The 14467-nt window shown below is 62.1% G+C and carries 19 protein-coding genes; 15 read left to right on the forward strand and 4 right to left on the reverse strand.

Annotated features, from left to right (window positions below):
• Positions 1–2 precede the first annotated feature (2 nt).
• From motD to LOY31_RS08060, 5 genes are all read left to right on the forward strand, one after another.
• Complete coding sequence (gene motD, locus LOY31_RS08040) at positions 3–893, forward strand: flagellar motor protein MotD (protein ID WP_011333075.1); 891 nt, start codon at positions 3–5, stop codon at positions 891–893.
• A 43-nt stretch (positions 894–936) separates the two neighbouring features.
• A complete protein-coding gene (locus LOY31_RS08045) occupies positions 937–1725 on the forward strand; it encodes a ParA family protein (RefSeq protein ID WP_007959220.1) in 789 nt (262 codons plus the stop codon).
• 2 nt (positions 1726–1727) lie between these two features.
• Complete coding sequence (locus LOY31_RS08050; protein WP_258713088.1) at positions 1728–2681, forward strand: CheW domain-containing protein; 954 nt, start codon at positions 1728–1730, stop codon at positions 2679–2681.
• 84 nt (positions 2682–2765) lie between these two features.
• Complete coding sequence (locus tag LOY31_RS08055) at positions 2766–3251, forward strand: chemotaxis protein CheW (RefSeq protein ID WP_007959223.1); 486 nt, start codon at positions 2766–2768, stop codon at positions 3249–3251.
• Positions 3252–3644 (forward strand): DUF2802 domain-containing protein, encoded by a 393-nt coding sequence (locus tag LOY31_RS08060; protein WP_085605812.1) that lies wholly within the window; start codon positions 3252–3254, stop codon positions 3642–3644.
• 171 nt (positions 3645–3815) lie between these two features.
• Here LOY31_RS08060 and LOY31_RS08065 read toward each other — a convergent pair whose 3' ends face one another.
• Both LOY31_RS08065 and LOY31_RS08070 read right to left on the reverse strand, forming a co-directional pair.
• Complete coding sequence (locus LOY31_RS08065; RefSeq protein ID WP_007959228.1) at positions 3816–4145, reverse strand: EscU/YscU/HrcU family type III secretion system export apparatus switch protein; 330 nt, start codon at positions 4143–4145, stop codon at positions 3816–3818.
• Entirely contained in the window at positions 4142–5716 is a 1575-nt protein-coding gene (locus LOY31_RS08070) for a flagellar hook-length control protein FliK (RefSeq protein ID WP_258713089.1), read from the reverse strand. Before LOY31_RS08070 ends, LOY31_RS08065 begins: the two co-directional genes overlap by 4 nt.
• Before the next feature lie 197 nt (positions 5717–5913).
• Here LOY31_RS08070 and ccmA point away from each other — a divergent pair, with 197 nt between their 5' ends.
• The 10 genes from ccmA (at position 5914) to LOY31_RS08120 (ending at position 13296) form a co-directional block, all read left to right on the forward strand.
• A complete protein-coding gene (gene ccmA, locus LOY31_RS08075) occupies positions 5914–6549 on the forward strand; it encodes a cytochrome c biogenesis heme-transporting ATPase CcmA (protein ID WP_007959232.1) in 636 nt (211 codons plus the stop codon).
• The gene (gene ccmB, locus LOY31_RS08080) at positions 6546–7214 is read left to right on the forward strand and encodes a heme exporter protein CcmB (protein ID WP_007959235.1); all 669 of its coding nucleotides are present in this window, start codon (positions 6546–6548) and stop codon (positions 7212–7214) included. Before ccmA ends, ccmB begins: the two co-directional genes overlap by 4 nt.
• A 77-nt stretch (positions 7215–7291) precedes the next feature.
• Positions 7292–8047 (forward strand): heme ABC transporter permease, encoded by a 756-nt coding sequence (locus tag LOY31_RS08085; protein WP_007959237.1) that lies wholly within the window; start codon positions 7292–7294, stop codon positions 8045–8047.
• Complete coding sequence (gene ccmD / locus LOY31_RS08090) at positions 8044–8220, forward strand: heme exporter protein CcmD (RefSeq protein WP_003222944.1); 177 nt, start codon at positions 8044–8046, stop codon at positions 8218–8220. The genes LOY31_RS08085 and ccmD overlap by 4 nt, the downstream gene beginning before the upstream one ends.
• Positions 8217–8672: a cytochrome c maturation protein CcmE gene (gene ccmE, locus LOY31_RS08095; RefSeq protein ID WP_011333086.1), complete on the forward strand. Its 456-nt coding sequence runs from the start codon at positions 8217–8219 to the stop codon at positions 8670–8672. The genes ccmD and ccmE overlap by 4 nt, the downstream gene beginning before the upstream one ends.
• Before the next feature lie 3 nt (positions 8673–8675).
• Positions 8676–10664 (forward strand): heme lyase CcmF/NrfE family subunit, encoded by a 1989-nt coding sequence (locus tag LOY31_RS08100; RefSeq protein ID WP_258713090.1) that lies wholly within the window; start codon positions 8676–8678, stop codon positions 10662–10664.
• On the forward strand, positions 10661–11197 hold the full coding sequence (locus tag LOY31_RS08105; RefSeq protein ID WP_085611514.1) for a DsbE family thiol:disulfide interchange protein: 537 nt from the start codon (positions 10661–10663) through the stop codon (positions 11195–11197). The genes LOY31_RS08100 and LOY31_RS08105 overlap by 4 nt, the downstream gene beginning before the upstream one ends.
• The gene (locus LOY31_RS08110; protein ID WP_221534220.1) at positions 11194–11664 is read left to right on the forward strand and encodes a cytochrome c-type biogenesis protein; all 471 of its coding nucleotides are present in this window, start codon (positions 11194–11196) and stop codon (positions 11662–11664) included. Before LOY31_RS08105 ends, LOY31_RS08110 begins: the two co-directional genes overlap by 4 nt.
• Complete coding sequence (ccmI, locus tag LOY31_RS08115; RefSeq protein WP_221534219.1) at positions 11661–12863, forward strand: c-type cytochrome biogenesis protein CcmI; 1203 nt, start codon at positions 11661–11663, stop codon at positions 12861–12863. The genes LOY31_RS08110 and ccmI overlap by 4 nt, the downstream gene beginning before the upstream one ends.
• A gap of 25 nt (positions 12864–12888) precedes the next feature.
• Positions 12889–13296: a hypothetical protein gene (locus LOY31_RS08120; protein WP_085605822.1), complete on the forward strand. Its 408-nt coding sequence runs from the start codon at positions 12889–12891 to the stop codon at positions 13294–13296.
• Positions 13297–13348: 52 nt separating this feature from the next.
• Here LOY31_RS08120 and LOY31_RS08125 read toward each other — a convergent pair whose 3' ends face one another.
• Both LOY31_RS08125 and LOY31_RS08130 read right to left on the reverse strand, forming a co-directional pair.
• The gene (locus LOY31_RS08125; protein WP_221534218.1) at positions 13349–13924 is read right to left on the reverse strand and encodes a PIN domain-containing protein; all 576 of its coding nucleotides are present in this window, start codon (positions 13922–13924) and stop codon (positions 13349–13351) included.
• Positions 13921–14388, reverse strand: coding sequence for a helix-turn-helix domain-containing protein (locus tag LOY31_RS08130; RefSeq protein WP_221534216.1), 468 nt, complete (start codon positions 14386–14388; stop codon positions 13921–13923). The genes LOY31_RS08125 and LOY31_RS08130 overlap by 4 nt, the downstream gene beginning before the upstream one ends.
• Positions 14389–14467 lie beyond the last annotated feature (79 nt).

Here is a 14467-nt window from a genome sequence, read left to right on the forward strand (position 1 = left end):
TCATGGCACGTCGTCGCCAGCATGAAGAGCACGTAAACCATGAACGTTGGCTGGTTTCCTACGCCGACTTCATTACCTTGCTCTTTGCCTTTTTCGTGGTGATGTACTCCATCTCGTCGATCAACGAAGGCAAGTACAAGATCATCTCCGAAGCGCTGATCGGGGTCTTCACCGACTCCGACCGCGCGCTCAAGCCGATCCCGATCGGTGAAGAACGACCGAAGACCGTGACCCCGGCCAAGCCGCTGGTCAAGGACGCCGAACAGGTCGACGCCGGCATCGCCGGGGCCAGCGATCCGCTGAAAAGCATCGCCGATGACATCAGCGCCGCGTTCGGCGACCTGATCTCCTCGAACCAGATGACCGTGCGCGGCAACGAGCTGTGGGTCGAGATCGAACTCAACTCCAGCCTGTTGTTCGGCAGCGGTGATGCGATGCCGAGCGACATCGCGTTCAACATCATCGACAAGGTCGCGGCGATCCTCAAACCGTTCGACAACCCGATCCACGTCGAAGGCTTCACCGACGATCAACCGATCCGCACCGCGCAGTATCCGACCAACTGGGAGCTGTCCTCGGCGCGTTCGGCGAGCATCGTGCGCATGCTGGCGATGCAGGGCGTAAACCCTGGCCGCCTGGCGTCGGTGGGCTACGGCGAATTCCAGCCGGTGGCCAACAACGCCACCGCCGAAGGCCGGGCGAAGAACCGTCGTGTGGTGCTGGTGGTGTCGCGCAATCTTGATGTGCGCCGCAGCCTGACCGGCACCGGAACCGCCCATGCGCAACCGGATGCCGCGTTGAAGCGTGCTGGCACACAAACTGCACCGACCCCGGTCAAGACGCCGGGACGCGAGAGTGCCGTCAATTCTCCGTCGCCCGCATTAATACGCTGAACCATGTCTCGGCCGAGTATCCCGGCCGGGAGGAACGATCTGAATGAGAGTCTGGGCAGTCGCCAATCAAAAGGGTGGTGTTGGTAAAACCACTTCTTCCATCGCTTTAGCCGGTTTGCTGGCAGAGGCGGGCAAGCGCGTGGTCGTGGTCGATCTCGACCCGCACGGCTCGATGACCAGCTATTTCGGTTACGACCCCGACAGCCTGGAACACAGCAACTACGACCTGTTTCTGCACAAGGGCAGCGTGCCGCAAGGCCTGCCGGGCCAGTTGTTGCTGTCGACCAGCGATGAACGCATTTCCCTGTTGCCGTCGAGCACTGCGCTGGCCACCCTTGAGCGCCAGTCGCCGGGGCAGAGTGGGCTGGGCCTGGTGATCGCCAAGAGTCTGGCGCAGCTGTGGCAGGACTTCGATTACGCGATCATCGACAGCCCGCCGTTGCTCGGCGTGCTGATGGTCAACGCCCTGGCAGCCAGTCAACAACTGGTGATCCCGGTGCAGACCGAGCACCTGGCCGTCAAAGGCCTGGAGCGTATGGTCAACACCCTCGCGATGATCAACCGCTCGCGCAAACAGGCGCTGCCGTTCAGCATCGTGCCGACCCTGTTCGACCGCCGCACTCAGGCGTCGATGGGCACCTTGCGCGTGCTGCGCGACAAATTCCCCGACGAGATCTGGCAGGGTTACATCCCGGTCGATACCCGTCTGCGCGACGCCAGTCGTGCCGGTGTCACCCCTTCGCAATTCGACGGCAAGAGCCGTGGCGTGCTGGCTTACCGCGCGCTGCTCAAGCATCTGCTGGCGCAGCAACTCGTTCCGCAGGTGGCTTGAGCATGAATCGGCCGATCAAGCTGACGTCGAAGCCGCAACTGGCGCTGCAGTCCTATCTGGACGGCTTGCTGCAGGAAGTGACGGACGAGGTCGAGCAGGAAATTGCAGCTCCGGTCGAGGTGGTCGAGACCGCTGCGGCACTCGATGAATTCCAGGCTGCCGTGCTTGAAGAGCAGGCCCGGGATGCGCAAAAAGCCGCCCGGCCGGTCGCCCCGGTTGCAGCGCCTGCCGCTGTGGTAGCGAAGGCACCTGCGACGTTTATCAAAGAGCCTGAGCCGGTGCGCGTGGTCTCGACCCTGGCACCGCTGCTGCAAACCCAACTTCTGCAAACGCCTCCGGTTCCGGTAGTTCCAGAGCCAGAACCTGAAGCACCTGCGCCAGCTCCGGTCGAACCGACCCTGGTTGCTCCGCTGGTCGAAGTGCATCTGCCGCCCAGCAACACGCCGCCACCGGTGGAAACCGACGGCCGTCCAGCCTGGGCTTCGGAAGCGTTCGAATGCCTGTTGTTCGACGTGGCCGGGCTGACGCTGGCGGTGCCGCTGGTGTGCCTGGGCTCGATCTATTCGCTGGCCGGCCATGAGCTGACGCCGCTGTTCGGTCAGCCGGAATGGTTCCTCGGGATTCTGCCGAGCCAGGCCGGCAACCTGAAGGTGCTGGACACCGCACGCTGGGTCATGCCGGATCGCTACCGCGATGACTTCCGTCAGGGCCTGCAATACGTGATTTCGGTGCAGGGTTACGAGTGGGGCCTGGCGGTGCATCAGGTCAGTCGCTCGTTGCGCCTGGACCCGAATGAAATCAAATGGAGAAGTCACCGGGGTCAGCGGCCATGGCTCGCCGGCACGGTGATTGAACACATGTGCGCCTTGCTTGATGTTTCCGCTCTGGCCGAGTTGATCGCCAGCGGTGGGGCAAAGCACATGTCCGGCAGTAAGCCGAACCACAAACCGACATAACACTTACATAACAGACATGTACCGGCATTCACCGCCGGCACACGAGACACACACCGCCATTGCGGTATTTCGAGGGGCTAGGGTATGAACGACAAGGCTACGGCGGCAAAGGGTTCCGAAGATCCGATCCTGCAATGGGTGACCTTCAAGCTGGACAACGAAACCTACGGCATCAACGTGATGCGCGTTCAGGAAGTCCTGCGCTACACCGAGATCGCTCCGGTTCCGGGTGCGCCAAGCTACGTGCTGGGCATCATCAACCTGCGCGGCAACGTGGTGACGGTGATCGATACCCGTCAGCGCTTCGGCCTGATGAGCGGTGAGATCAGCGACAACACCCGTATCGTCATCATCGAAGCCGACAAGCAAGTCGTTGGCATCATGGTCGACAGCGTGGCTGAAGTGGTTTACCTGCGTCAGTCGGAAATCGAGACCGCACCGAACGTCGGTAACGAAGAGTCGGCCAAGTTCATCCAGGGCGTGTGCAACAAGAACAACGAGTTGCTGATCCTGGTCGAGCTGGACAAGATGATGAGCGAAGAAGAATGGTCGGAACTGGAGAACATCTGATTGATTCTCGAGGTAGCGGTCATTGTCCTGTTCCTGTTCTGGGCAGGCACGCTGGCGATGTTTCTGGCGTACATCAAGGCGCAGCGCGTGATCGCTGCGCAGCAGGCCCAGGGCGATGCGCTGCGTGATCAGCGCATCAAGGACCTGGCCAAGCGTGTCGACGATTACCAGAACGGCAACGTGCGCATGGGCGAAGCCCTGCACGAGCTGCGCTCGGTGGTCGGTCCGATCCCGGACAAACTCGCCCAGCTCGAACAGCGCGATCCTTCCAGCCTGTCATTCGCCCAGGCGGCGAAACTGGTCGGGATGGGCGCGAGCGTCGATGAGCTGACCCAGTCCTGCGGGTTGACCCAGGCTGAGGCGGAGTTGATGCGCAAGCTGCACAAGAACTAGTTGTCACACCGAGATCGTTCCCACGCTCTGCGTGGGAATGCATCTTGGGACGCTCCGCGTTCCGCGTGTGATGGGTGACGCAGAGCCTCACGGGCGGGTGTTCCCACGCAGAGCGTGGGAACAATCAGCGAAAAAAAACGCAGTCATCGATGACTGCGTTTTTTTTTGCCTTCAGTAATCGTCGCCGCGTTCGGTGACGTCCTTCTCGACCATCGGTGCATCCGGGTTGTGTCCCGCCGGGAACTTGCCCTTGAGGTTCCAGGCGAACGCGATGATCTCGGCGATCGTGCGGTACAGCTCTTCGGGGATGCTGTCGCCCAGTTCCATCCGCGCCAGCAACTTCACCAGCTCGGCGTTCTCGTAGATCGGCACTTCACAGTCGCGGGCGATCCGCAGGATTTCTTCGGCCAGTTCTTCGTCGCCCTTGGCGGTGAGGGTCGGGGCGTGGCTGCCGTCGTATTTGAGGGCGATGGCCTGGCGTGGAGCGGTGGTGTCATTCATGCGGTTTCGTCGACCCAGCGGTGTTCGAGGCGGGTTTGGATGCCTTGCGGCGGGGTGCCGAGGTGGCAGTCGATGTCGCCGACGTTCAGCCCGGAATCCAGCAGGCGCTGACGCAGGGCGGTCAGGTTGCTTTCGATCAGGCTCGCGGTGTACGGCCGCTCGGCCCATAGCTGACTGGACAGGCTGCCGCTGATCAATTGCGCCTGAATCTGCATTGGCCCCAGCGGTTCCATGTCGAACGCCAGATCGACGCGCCACAGTTGTTGTTTCGGTTCGCGCTCATCGCGGCGCTGCTCGTTCGCTTCCTGTTTCTCCGGCGCTTCTTCGCGCTGGAACTTGACCTGCAACGGCACGATGTCCTGCATATTGCGCATCGGGATTTCCAGTTGCCAGGTGCTGAGCAGGCGGCCGTCGTCGGTCACGCCGGTCTGTTCCAGACTCGACAGCTGATGACTTTGCAGACGCGACACGGCAGCTGCGGCGAGGCGCAGCAAATGTTCCAGATCGCCTTCACCTTCCAGACTTTGCAGCAGCCGGTCGGGCAGCGGGAAACTGCTCGGCACCGGTTTCGCGCTGACCTGACCGAGCATGCCGAGGGCGTTGCGCACAAAGCTCGGCAATGCCTGGGCCAGCGTGTTGGCGGCGATAATTGCGTTCAGGTTGGTGTTGCCGGGCAGGCCGGGAGTGATTTGGGCGATCAGCTTGAGCAGATCGGCTTTCATGTCCGGGGCCAGCGTCGGGGTCTGCCCGGTCAGCAGTTTGGTTTCGAGGAACACGCCGCTGTTGGCCAGCGCCTGGGCCAGACCTTTTGGAGTGCTGAGTTGTTGCACGTCCGGCAGGTTGGCGAGCAGTTTGTCCACGGCGGCGCGCAAATCCTGGGACGTCTGATCGGTGGCGGGGGGCAGGCTCTGGAGCATTTTCAGCAAGCCGTCGAGCGAGCCCTGACGGCTTTGCTGACTGACCAGTTGCTGGCTGACCGCCAGTTGTTCCTGGCGATTACTCAGCGGCAGGAACTTCAGGGTCTGCGAGTCCTGCACCAGCGCCGACAGCAAGGTGCCGATACGCAACGGTTGCGGGCTGTCGATGCTCAGGGTGCTGCCGCTCAGTGCGGTGTTGAGCAGGCTGACCATCGAGCGGTACACCGTCGGTTGGCCCGGTACCTGCGGCAAGACCTGAGCCGTCAGCACCTTGCCTTGCAGCAGCGTGCCGACCGGCAGTTGCGCGGTGTCGATGCGGGTGAGGGTGGCGACGCTGCTGGCGATGGCCTGTTGCACGGTGATCGCCAGATTGCCCGCCGACGGCTGGGTGATCGCCAGGCTGGTGCCTTGAGGCAGCGGCAGATTGCTGGTCGCCTGCACGGTGGTCTGACGGCCGCTGTCCAGCGTCACCTTGAGCAGTAACTGAAAGGTCTGATCCGCCTGCTTGAGCGACAACACCTCGGCCTTGGCACTCTGGCCGGCGGCAATCAGCCCGTCGACCGGCGTCAGCAACTTCAGCAGCTCACCCACCTGCGGGCGAACGGTCGCCGGGGTGGTGGGCGGGAGCGGGAGGATGTTCATTTCGCCTGTCATACGCGGACACAACCTGAGGAAAATGCACTCTGGAGAGAGGATGGCGACATGTATAATGCCGCCCGTCGTTCCAGGAGTGGCGAAAACATTGCAATTGTTTGACGCAGCTCTCTAGATCGAGCCGTCAATGCATCTATGCTGCAACTCTTTAACGGCCGCGCCAGAGCCGACTTGAACCGTATAAGGCCCGTGAACCCTTGACCAGTCCTGTCCTGCAAACCGTTGCCCTCGCGTGTGAACGTGATCTCAGACTGCTCTTCGACAATCTCGAATTGAGACTGGCCAGTGGCGATATGGTGCAGATCAGCGGCCCCAACGGCAGCGGCAAGACCAGCCTGCTGCGTTTGCTGGCCGGTCTGATGCAGCCGACCGACGGTCAGGTACTGCTCAACGGCAAGCCGCTGGGCGAGCAACGCAGCGAGCTGGCGCGCAACCTGCTGTGGATCGGCCATGCCGCCGGGATCAAGGATCTGCTTACGCCGGAAGAAAACCTCGCCTGGCTCTGCGCCCTGCATCAACCCGCCGAACGCGACGCGATCTGGCAGGCCCTGGCGGCGGTTGGATTGCGCGGTTTTGAGGATGTTCCCTGCCACAGTCTGTCCGCCGGCCAGCAGCGCCGCGTGGCACTGGCGCGGTTGTATCTGGACAGCCCGCCGTTGTGGATTCTCGACGAACCGTTCACCGCGCTGGACAAGCAGGGCGTGGCACAGCTTGAAGAACACCTGGCCGGGCATTGCGAACGGGGAGGGCTGGTGGTGCTCACCACGCACCACACGCTGAGCCGTATGCCGGCCGGTTATCGCGACATCGATCTGGGGAATTGGGCGGTATGAGTGTGTTCGGCCTGCTGGTTGCCCGTGAATCCCGACTGCTGTTCCGCCGCCCGGCGGAGCTGGCCAATCCGCTGATTTTCTTCGCCATCGTCATCGCGCTGTTCCCGCTGGCCGTCGGACCGGAAACTCAAGTATTGCAAAACTTGTCCCCGGGGTTAGTCTGGGTGGCGGCATTATTGTCGGTCCTGCTCTCGCTGGACGGGCTTTTCCGCAGTGATTTCGAAGATGGCTCCCTTGAACAGTGGGTCCTTTCGCCGCACCCCCTGCCACTTCTGGTATTGGCCAAGGTGCTGGCACACTGGCTTTTTTCCGGGCTGGCACTGGTTTTGCTCTCGCCGTTACTGGCGCTGATGCTCGGGTTGCCGGCTGCGTGTCTGCCGGTATTGCTGCTTTCGTTGCTGCTGGGAACACCGGTGCTGAGCTTGCTCGGCGCGGTGGGCGCGGCGCTGACGGTCGGTCTGAAACGCGGTGGCCTGTTGCTGGCGCTGCTGATTCTGCCGTTGTACATCCCGGTGTTGATCCTGGGCAGTGGCGCCTTGCAGGCGGCGTTGCAGGGCATGCCGGCGATTGGTTATCTGTTGTGGCTTGGTAGCCTGACCGCCCTGGCAATAACCCTGACACCCTTTGCAATAGCTGCTGGCCTGAAGATCAGCGTCGGCGAATAATGAGGTCTGGTTAAAATTTAACCAGCAAAGACCCTGAGACTGCTCACACCGATGAGCGGCACCGTGATGGAAACAGTATGAACTGGACCTGGTTTCACAAGCTCGGCTCGCCCAAGTGGTTCTACGGCATCAGCAGCAAGTTGCTGCCGTGGTTGAGCATCGCAGCGTTGTTGCTGATCTCCGTTGGCGTCATCTGGGGCCTGGCCTTCGCGCCGCCGGACTATCAGCAAGGCAACAGCTTTCGCATCATCTATATCCACGTACCCGCCGCGATGCTCGCTCAGTCGATCTACGTGATGCTGGCGGTGTGCGGCGTGGTCGGGCTGGTGTGGAAGATGAAACTGGCCGACGTCGCCCTGCAATGCGCCGCACCGATCGGCGCGTGGATGACCGCCGTGGCGCTGGTCACCGGGGCGATCTGGGGCAAGCCGACCTGGGGTTCGTGGTGGGTTTGGGACGCGCGGCTGACCTCGATGCTGATTCTGCTGTTCCTGTATTTCGGCGTGATCGCGCTGGGCAACGCCATCAGCAACCGCGACAGCGCCGCCAAGGCCTGCGCGGTGCTGGCCATCGTCGGTGTGATCAACATTCCGATCATCAAATACTCGGTGGAGTGGTGGAACACCCTGCACCAGGGCGCGACTTTCACCCTCACCGAAAAACCGGCGATGCCCGTCGAGATGTGGCTGCCGCTGCTGCTGACGGTGCTGGGTTTCTACTGTTTCTTCGGCGCCGTGCTGTTGCTGCGCATGCGCCTTGAAGTGCTCAAGCGCGAAGCCCGCGCCAGTTGGGTGAAAGAAGAAGTGCAGAACAGCCTGGAGGCCGCTCGATGAGTTTCGCGTCATTCGGCGACTTCCTCGCCATGGGCCATCACGGCCTGTATGTCTGGTCGGCCTACGGCATCTGTCTGGCGGTACTGATCCTCAACGTGGTGGCGCCGATCGCGGCCCGCAAGCGTTATCTGCAACAAGAGGCGCGTCGTCTGCGCCGGGAGAACGGCAAGTGAATCCGCTGCGTAAAAAGCGTCTGATCATCATCCTGGCAATTCTGGTCGGGGTCGGCGCTGCCGTCGGCCTGGCTTTGAGCGCCCTGCAGCAGAACATCAACCTGTTTTACACCCCGACCCAGATCGCCAACGGCGAAGCGCCGCAGGACACCCGCATCCGCGCCGGCGGCATGGTCGAGAAGGGCTCGCTGCAGCGCTCGACGGATTCGCTGGACGTCAAATTCGTGGTCACCGACTTCAACAAATCCGTGACCATCACCTATCGCGGGATCCTGCCGGACTTGTTCCGCGAAGGGCAGGGCATCGTCGCGCTCGGCAAGCTCAACGCCGATGGCGTGGTGGTCGCCGATGAAGTACTGGCCAAACACGACGAGAAATACATGCCGCCGGAAGTGACCAAAGCCCTGAAGGACAGCGGCCAATCCGCACCAACCCCTGCGAAGGAGGGTTGATCGATGACATCCAGCATTTTCATTCCCGAGCTCGGCCATCTGGCCATGATTCTGGCGCTGTGTTTCGCGCTGGTGCAGGCCGTGGTGCCGTTGCTCGGTGCCTGGCGCGGCGACCGTCTGTGGATGGGCCTGGCGCAGCCGGCGACGTGGGGGCAGTTCGCATTTCTGCTGTTCGCCTTCGGTTGCCTGACCTACGCCTTCATGACCGACGATTTCTCCGTGGCTTACGTCGCGATGAACTCCAACAGCGCGCTGCCGTGGTACTACAAGTTCAGCGCGGTGTGGGGCGCCCACGAAGGGTCGCTGCTGCTGTGGGCGTTGATCCTCGGCGGCTGGACCTTCGCGGTGTCGGTGTTCTCGCGGCAACTGCCGCAAGTGATGCTCGCTCGCGTACTGGCGGTGATGGGCATGATCAGCACCGGTTTCCTGCTGTTCCTGATTCTTACCTCCAACCCGTTTTCGCGGATCCTGCCGCAGATCCCGGCCGACGGTCGTGACCTCAATCCGTTGCTGCAGGACATCGGTCTGATCGTGCATCCGCCGATGCTGTACATGGGTTACGTCGGTTTCTCCGTGGCCTTCGCGTTCGCCATCGCCGCACTGCTCGGCGGTCGTCTCGATGCGGCGTGGGCACGCTGGTCGCGTCCGTGGACCATCGTCGCGTGGGCCTTCCTCGGCATCGGTATCACCCTCGGTTCGTGGTGGGCTTACTACGAACTCGGCTGGGGCGGTTGGTGGTTCTGGGACCCGGTGGAGAACGCCTCCTTCATGCCATGGCTGGTGGGCACGGCGCTGATTCACTCGCTGGCGGTCACCGAGAAACGTGGCGTGTTCAAGAGCTGGACGGTGTTGCTGGCGATTGCCGCGTTCTCCCTGAGCCTGCTCGGCACCTTCCTCGTGCGTTCCGGCGTGCTGACCTCGGTGCACGCGTTTGCCTCCGATCCCGAGCGCGGCGTGTTTATCCTGATCTTCCTGCTGTTCGTGGTCGGTGGTTCGCTGACCCTGTTCGCGCTGCGTGCGCCAGTGGTCAAGAGCCAGGTCGGCTTCAACCTGTGGTCGCGGGAAACCCTGTTGCTGGGTAACAACCTGGTGTTGGTGGTGGCCGCGTCGATGATCCTGCTCGGCACGCTGTATCCGCTGATTCTCGATGCGATCAGCGGCGCCAAGCTGTCGGTCGGCCCGCCATACTTCAACGCGCTGTTCATTCCGTTGATGGCGCTGTTGATGCTGGTGATGGCGGTCGGCGTGATCGTGCGCTGGAAAGACACCCCGGTGAAATGGCTGGTGAGCATGCTGACCCCGGTGCTGCTGGGCAGCGTTGCGCTGGCGGTGGTGGCCGGTGTCGCTTACGGCGATTTCAACTGGGCGGTGATCGCGACGTTCCTGCTCGCGGCCTGGGTGTTGCTGGCCGGCGTGCGCGACATCTTCGACAAGACCCGCCACAAAGGTCTGATCAAAGGTCTGCCGACCCTGACCCGCAGTTACTGGGGCATGCAGATCGCGCATCTGGGCATCGCCGTCTGCGCGCTGGGCGTGGTGTTGTCGAGCCAGAACAGTGCCGAACGTGACCTGCGCCTGGCGCCGGGCGAGTCGATGGATCTGGCCGGTTATCAGTTCGTGTTCGAGGGTGCCAAGCACTTCGAAGGCCCGAACTTCACCTCCGACAAGGGCACCGTCCGGGTGATCCGCAACGGTCAGGAAGTCAGCGTGCTGCACCCGGAAAAGCGCCTGTACACCGTGCAGAACTCGGTGATGACCGAGGCCGGGATCGACGCCGGTTTCACCCGCGACCTCTACGTCGCCTTGGGCGAACCGTTGGGCGATGGCGCCTGGGCGGTGCGGGTTCACGTCAAACCGTTCGTGCGCTGGATCTGGTTCGGCGGTCTGCTGACCGGTTTCGGTGGTCTGCTGGCGGCGCTGGATCGGCGTTATCGGGTCAAGGTCAAAGCCCGCGTGCGTGAAGCGCTGGGCATGGAAGGAGCCGCTGCATGAGACGTTGGTTGATGCTGGTGCCATTGGCGATTTTCCTGCTGGTGGCCGTATTCCTTTATCGCGGTCTATACCTGGATCCGGCGGAGCTGCCGTCGGCGATGATCAACAAGCCGTTCCCGGAGTTTTCGCTGCCGGCGGTGCAGGGCGACAAGACCCTGACCCGCGCTGACATTCTCGGCAAACCGGCACTGGTCAACGTCTGGGGCACGTGGTGCATTTCCTGCCGGGTCGAGCACCCGGTGCTGAACAAACTCGCCGAGCGCGGCGTGGTGATCTACGGCATCAACTACAAGGACACCAACGCCGATGCGTTGAAGTGGCTGGCCGAGTTCCACAATCCGTATCAACTCGACATCCGCGACGACGAAGGCTCCCTGGGCCTGAACCTCGGTGTCTACGGCGCGCCGGAAACCTTCTTCATCGACGCCAAGGGCATCATCCGCGACAAGTACGTCGGGGTGATCGACGAGCAGGTCTGGCGGGAAAAACTGGCGGCCAAGTATCAGGCGCTGGTCGACGAGGCCAAGCCATGAAGCGCTTTTTAGCTGCCATGGTGCTGGGCTTGAGCCTGGCCGGTGTGGCCCACGCCGCCATCGATACTTACGAGTTCGCCAAAGAAGGCGATCGCGAACGTTTTCGCGAACTGACCAAGGAACTGCGCTGCCCCAAGTGCCAGAACCAGGACATTGCCGACTCCAACGCGCCGATTGCCGCCGACCTGCGCAAAGAGATTTTCCGCATGCTCGGCGAGGGCAAGGACAATCAGCAGATTATCGACTTCATGGTCGACCGCTACGGTGATTTCGTCCGCTACAAACCGGCGCTCAATGCCAAGACCGCTTTGCTATGGTTCGGCCCGGCCGGCCTGTTGCTGGGTGGCTTCGTGGTGATCGCGGTGATCGTCCGCCGCCGTCGCGGGCAGCGCGCCGAGACGCCGCAAACGCTGTCTCCTGAAGAACGTCAGCGCCTCGACCAACTGTTGGATAAAAACCAAGAATGATTGATTTCTGGCTTGCTGCAGGGCTGTTGCTTCTGGTCGCCCTGAGTTTTCTGCTGATCCCCGTCCTGCGTGAGCGTCGCGCCCAGCGTGAAGAGGATCGAACCGCTCTCAACGTCGCGCTGTATCAGGAACGCGTCGCCGAACTGCAATCGCAGCAGGCCGAAGGCGTGCTCGACGCTGCGCAAATGGACAGCGGCCGTGCCGAAGCGGCCCGTGAATTGTTGGCCGATACCGAAGGTGTGGCACCGGCGCGGGTTTCGCGTTTGGGCAAGCCGTTGCCGCTGCTGGCAGCCGTGCTGGTGCCGGTGTTGGGCCTCGGTCTGTATTTGCATTTTGGCGCGAGCGACAAGGTCGAACTGACCCGGGAATTCGCCCAGGCGCCGCAGTCGATGGAAGAGATGACCCAGCGTCTGGAGCGCGCAGTCGCGGCGCAACCGGATTCGGCTGAAGGCGTGTATTTCCTTGGCCGCACCTACATGGCCCAGGATCGTCCGGCGGACGCGGCGAAGATGTTCGAGCGCGCCGTCAATCTCGCCGGTCGACAGCCGGAACTGCTCGGCCAGTGGGCGCAGGCCCAGTACTTTGCCGACAACAAAAAATGGTCGGACAAGGTTCAGGCCCTGACCGATGAAGCACTGAAAGCCGATCCGAAGGAAGTCACCAGCCTCGGCCTGTTGGGCATCGCCGCGTTCGAAGGCGAGCGTTATCAGGAAGCCATCGACTACTGGAACCGTCTGCTGGCGCAACTGCCGCCACAGGACAAATCCCGCGAGGCCCTGCAGGGCGGCATTACCCGCGCCACCGAGAAACTGCAAGCCAGCGGCGGCAAGGTCGCCCAGGCACCGGCGGCGAAGGCGACGGCGTTGTTGAAAGTGCGTGTGGATCTGGCCAGCGAGCTCAGAGCCAAGGTGCAACCGGGTGACAGCGTGTTCATTTTTGCCCGCGCTACCTCGGGCCCGCCGGCACCGCTGGCAGCCAAGCGCCTGACCGTCGCCGATCTGCCGGTGACCGTCGAACTGGGCGATGCCGACGCGATGATGCCGCAATTGAAACTGTCGAACTTCCCCGAAGTCCAACTGGTTGCGCGCATCTCCCGTGCCGGTCAACCGACCGCCGGTGAGTGGGTCGGTCGCAGCGGGCCTCTGGCCAGCAGCACCACCACGCCGCAGACACTGACCATCGACAGCCCGGACAAATAGCCGGAACCAACAGGAAAGCACCGCCATGAACGCCATCGCCCGAATCACAGTCCTCACACTGGCCCTGGGCTTGAGCGCATGTGCGGTGCAACGACCGGAGCCCACCACACGGCTGCCGCCGATCCCGCCGTCACAACCCAGCCCGACCCCGTCGACCACCCCGACGCCAAGCAAACCGGGCATCCCGGCCAAACCCGCCAAACCCGTCCCGCGCACCTCCGCCAGCTTCGCCCCGCCACCGGGCGGCAACAGCCACTGGGACCAGAAACTGGGCGTGTACGTGCTCGACGACCAGACCAACACCTTCTACCGCCAGCGCACCTACTACCGCTGGAACAACGGCTGGAGCCGCTCGATCAGCCCCAACGGCCCGTGGGAAGAAACCAACATCCACGGCGTACCGGCGGGACTGGGCAAGCAGTTCGGGGAGTAATGAAAAACGGCGATCGTTGGATCGCCGTTTTGCTGTGTGGAGTAATGAGCTTTCAAAGAATCGCGTGATAGCCGCTGAGTGCCCGGACCGATTTAATCAGGCCTTGTCGTTGCAGTAGATCAAGAAAGGGTTCGACGTCCATGGCAGGCATTTTCAGCTGCCGACGCTGTTTTTGGGCCGCTGCAACCACTGCTGCCGGATCAAGCCCCAAGAGGTTGTCGACGAACTCGTCCGGATGCTGCGCTTCGATGCCGAAAGGCTCCAGCGCTTTGCAGGGAAAGTCTTTCTGATTGAACGTCACTATCACGCTTGCGCCGCAACGGATGGCCGCTGCCAGAACATGACGATCATCGCAGTCGGGCAAGCTGAGTCCGGCAATCAGGTCTTCATAGTCATGGACACAGGCGTCGGGTATCGCTTGATCCATCAGGCCGGACGTACGATCCAGCTGTTCCATCGTCAGGTCACGGCGGTTCTTCAGCAGATTGCGTTTCCATTCGCAGTGAATCTCCTGGGTCCATCGCGCCCGAAATCGTCCTGAGAGCGCAAGCCACATGAGGAAGTCTCTCAAGGGGGCGGGGTACAAGACGCATGCGTCATATAAAGCGGTGAAAGAGGAATGCCTCACTCGTATCCTGTCCTTAACGCCTGAGCTTGCTCTGCGAGAAGCGCCATTGCCTGCTCGCTGGCGGTGGTGCGCCGGGTCTTATATTCCATCAGATCGGCAAAACGCACACGTCGGTGCTTGCCTGTTTTGTGGTAGGACAACTCGCCGCTTTCCAGCAGTTTTATGAGGTGTGGACGTGAGACGTTGAGGAGGTCGGCGGCTTCCTGGGTCGTCAATTCGGCATGCACCGGTACGACCTGCACCGCGTTGCCGGCTGCCAGTTCCGCCAGAATGTCGATCAGCAAGCGCAGGGCCGAGGTGGGCAGTTCGACGCGATGAGCTTCGTTCTGCTCGTCGAAAATCTGGATGTGCTGAGTCTCGAAATGGGTCGCGAGGTAAGCCGCCAGGGCACGCTGCCCTTCAATGGCGGCTTTTACTTCGCGTTCTACGGGGAGGCTGATGGAGGGATGAATAACGGTCGACATGGCGAGTCCGGCTCAGGAAATGAGGAATGCCGGAACGTTATTCGAAATAAGCGAAAATCGCAATAAACGAAACGAGTAT

Origin of the sequence: Pseudomonas sp. B21-021, assembly GCF_024749205.1 — a bacterium.
Taxonomy (GTDB): Bacteria; Pseudomonadota; Gammaproteobacteria; order Pseudomonadales; family Pseudomonadaceae; genus Aquipseudomonas; species Aquipseudomonas paraglycinae.

What these genes read in the sequence shown, in the direction of transcription:
- motD (WP_011333075.1), top strand. Translation starts at nt 3, where the DNA reads ATGGCACGTCGTCGCCAGCATGAAGAGCACGTAAACCATGAACGTTGG.
- LOY31_RS08120 (WP_085605822.1), top strand. Translation starts at nt 12,889, where the DNA reads ATGAACGCCATCGCCCGAATCACAGTCCTCACACTGGCCCTGGGCTTG.
- LOY31_RS08055 (WP_007959223.1), top strand. Translation starts at nt 2,766, where the DNA reads ATGAACGACAAGGCTACGGCGGCAAAGGGTTCCGAAGATCCGATCCTG.
- LOY31_RS08050 (WP_258713088.1), top strand. Translation starts at nt 1,728, where the DNA reads ATGAATCGGCCGATCAAGCTGACGTCGAAGCCGCAACTGGCGCTGCAG.
- ccmB (WP_007959235.1), top strand. Translation starts at nt 6,546, where the DNA reads ATGAGTGTGTTCGGCCTGCTGGTTGCCCGTGAATCCCGACTGCTGTTC.
- ccmI (WP_221534219.1), top strand. Translation starts at nt 11,661, where the DNA reads ATGATTGATTTCTGGCTTGCTGCAGGGCTGTTGCTTCTGGTCGCCCTG.
- LOY31_RS08065 (WP_007959228.1), bottom strand. Translation starts at nt 4,145, where the DNA reads ATGAATGACACCACCGCTCCACGCCAGGCCATCGCCCTCAAATACGAC.
- ccmD (WP_003222944.1), top strand. Translation starts at nt 8,044, where the DNA reads ATGAGTTTCGCGTCATTCGGCGACTTCCTCGCCATGGGCCATCACGGC.
- LOY31_RS08045 (WP_007959220.1), top strand. Translation starts at nt 937, where the DNA reads ATGAGAGTCTGGGCAGTCGCCAATCAAAAGGGTGGTGTTGGTAAAACC.
- LOY31_RS08070 (WP_258713089.1), bottom strand. Translation starts at nt 5,716, where the DNA reads ATGACAGGCGAAATGAACATCCTCCCGCTCCCGCCCACCACCCCGGCG.
- LOY31_RS08100 (WP_258713090.1), top strand. Translation starts at nt 8,676, where the DNA reads ATGACATCCAGCATTTTCATTCCCGAGCTCGGCCATCTGGCCATGATT.
- LOY31_RS08130 (WP_221534216.1), bottom strand. Translation starts at nt 14,388, where the DNA reads ATGTCGACCGTTATTCATCCCTCCATCAGCCTCCCCGTAGAACGCGAA.
- LOY31_RS08105 (WP_085611514.1), top strand. Translation starts at nt 10,661, where the DNA reads ATGAGACGTTGGTTGATGCTGGTGCCATTGGCGATTTTCCTGCTGGTG.
- LOY31_RS08110 (WP_221534220.1), top strand. Translation starts at nt 11,194, where the DNA reads ATGAAGCGCTTTTTAGCTGCCATGGTGCTGGGCTTGAGCCTGGCCGGT.
- LOY31_RS08085 (WP_007959237.1), top strand. Translation starts at nt 7,292, where the DNA reads ATGAACTGGACCTGGTTTCACAAGCTCGGCTCGCCCAAGTGGTTCTAC.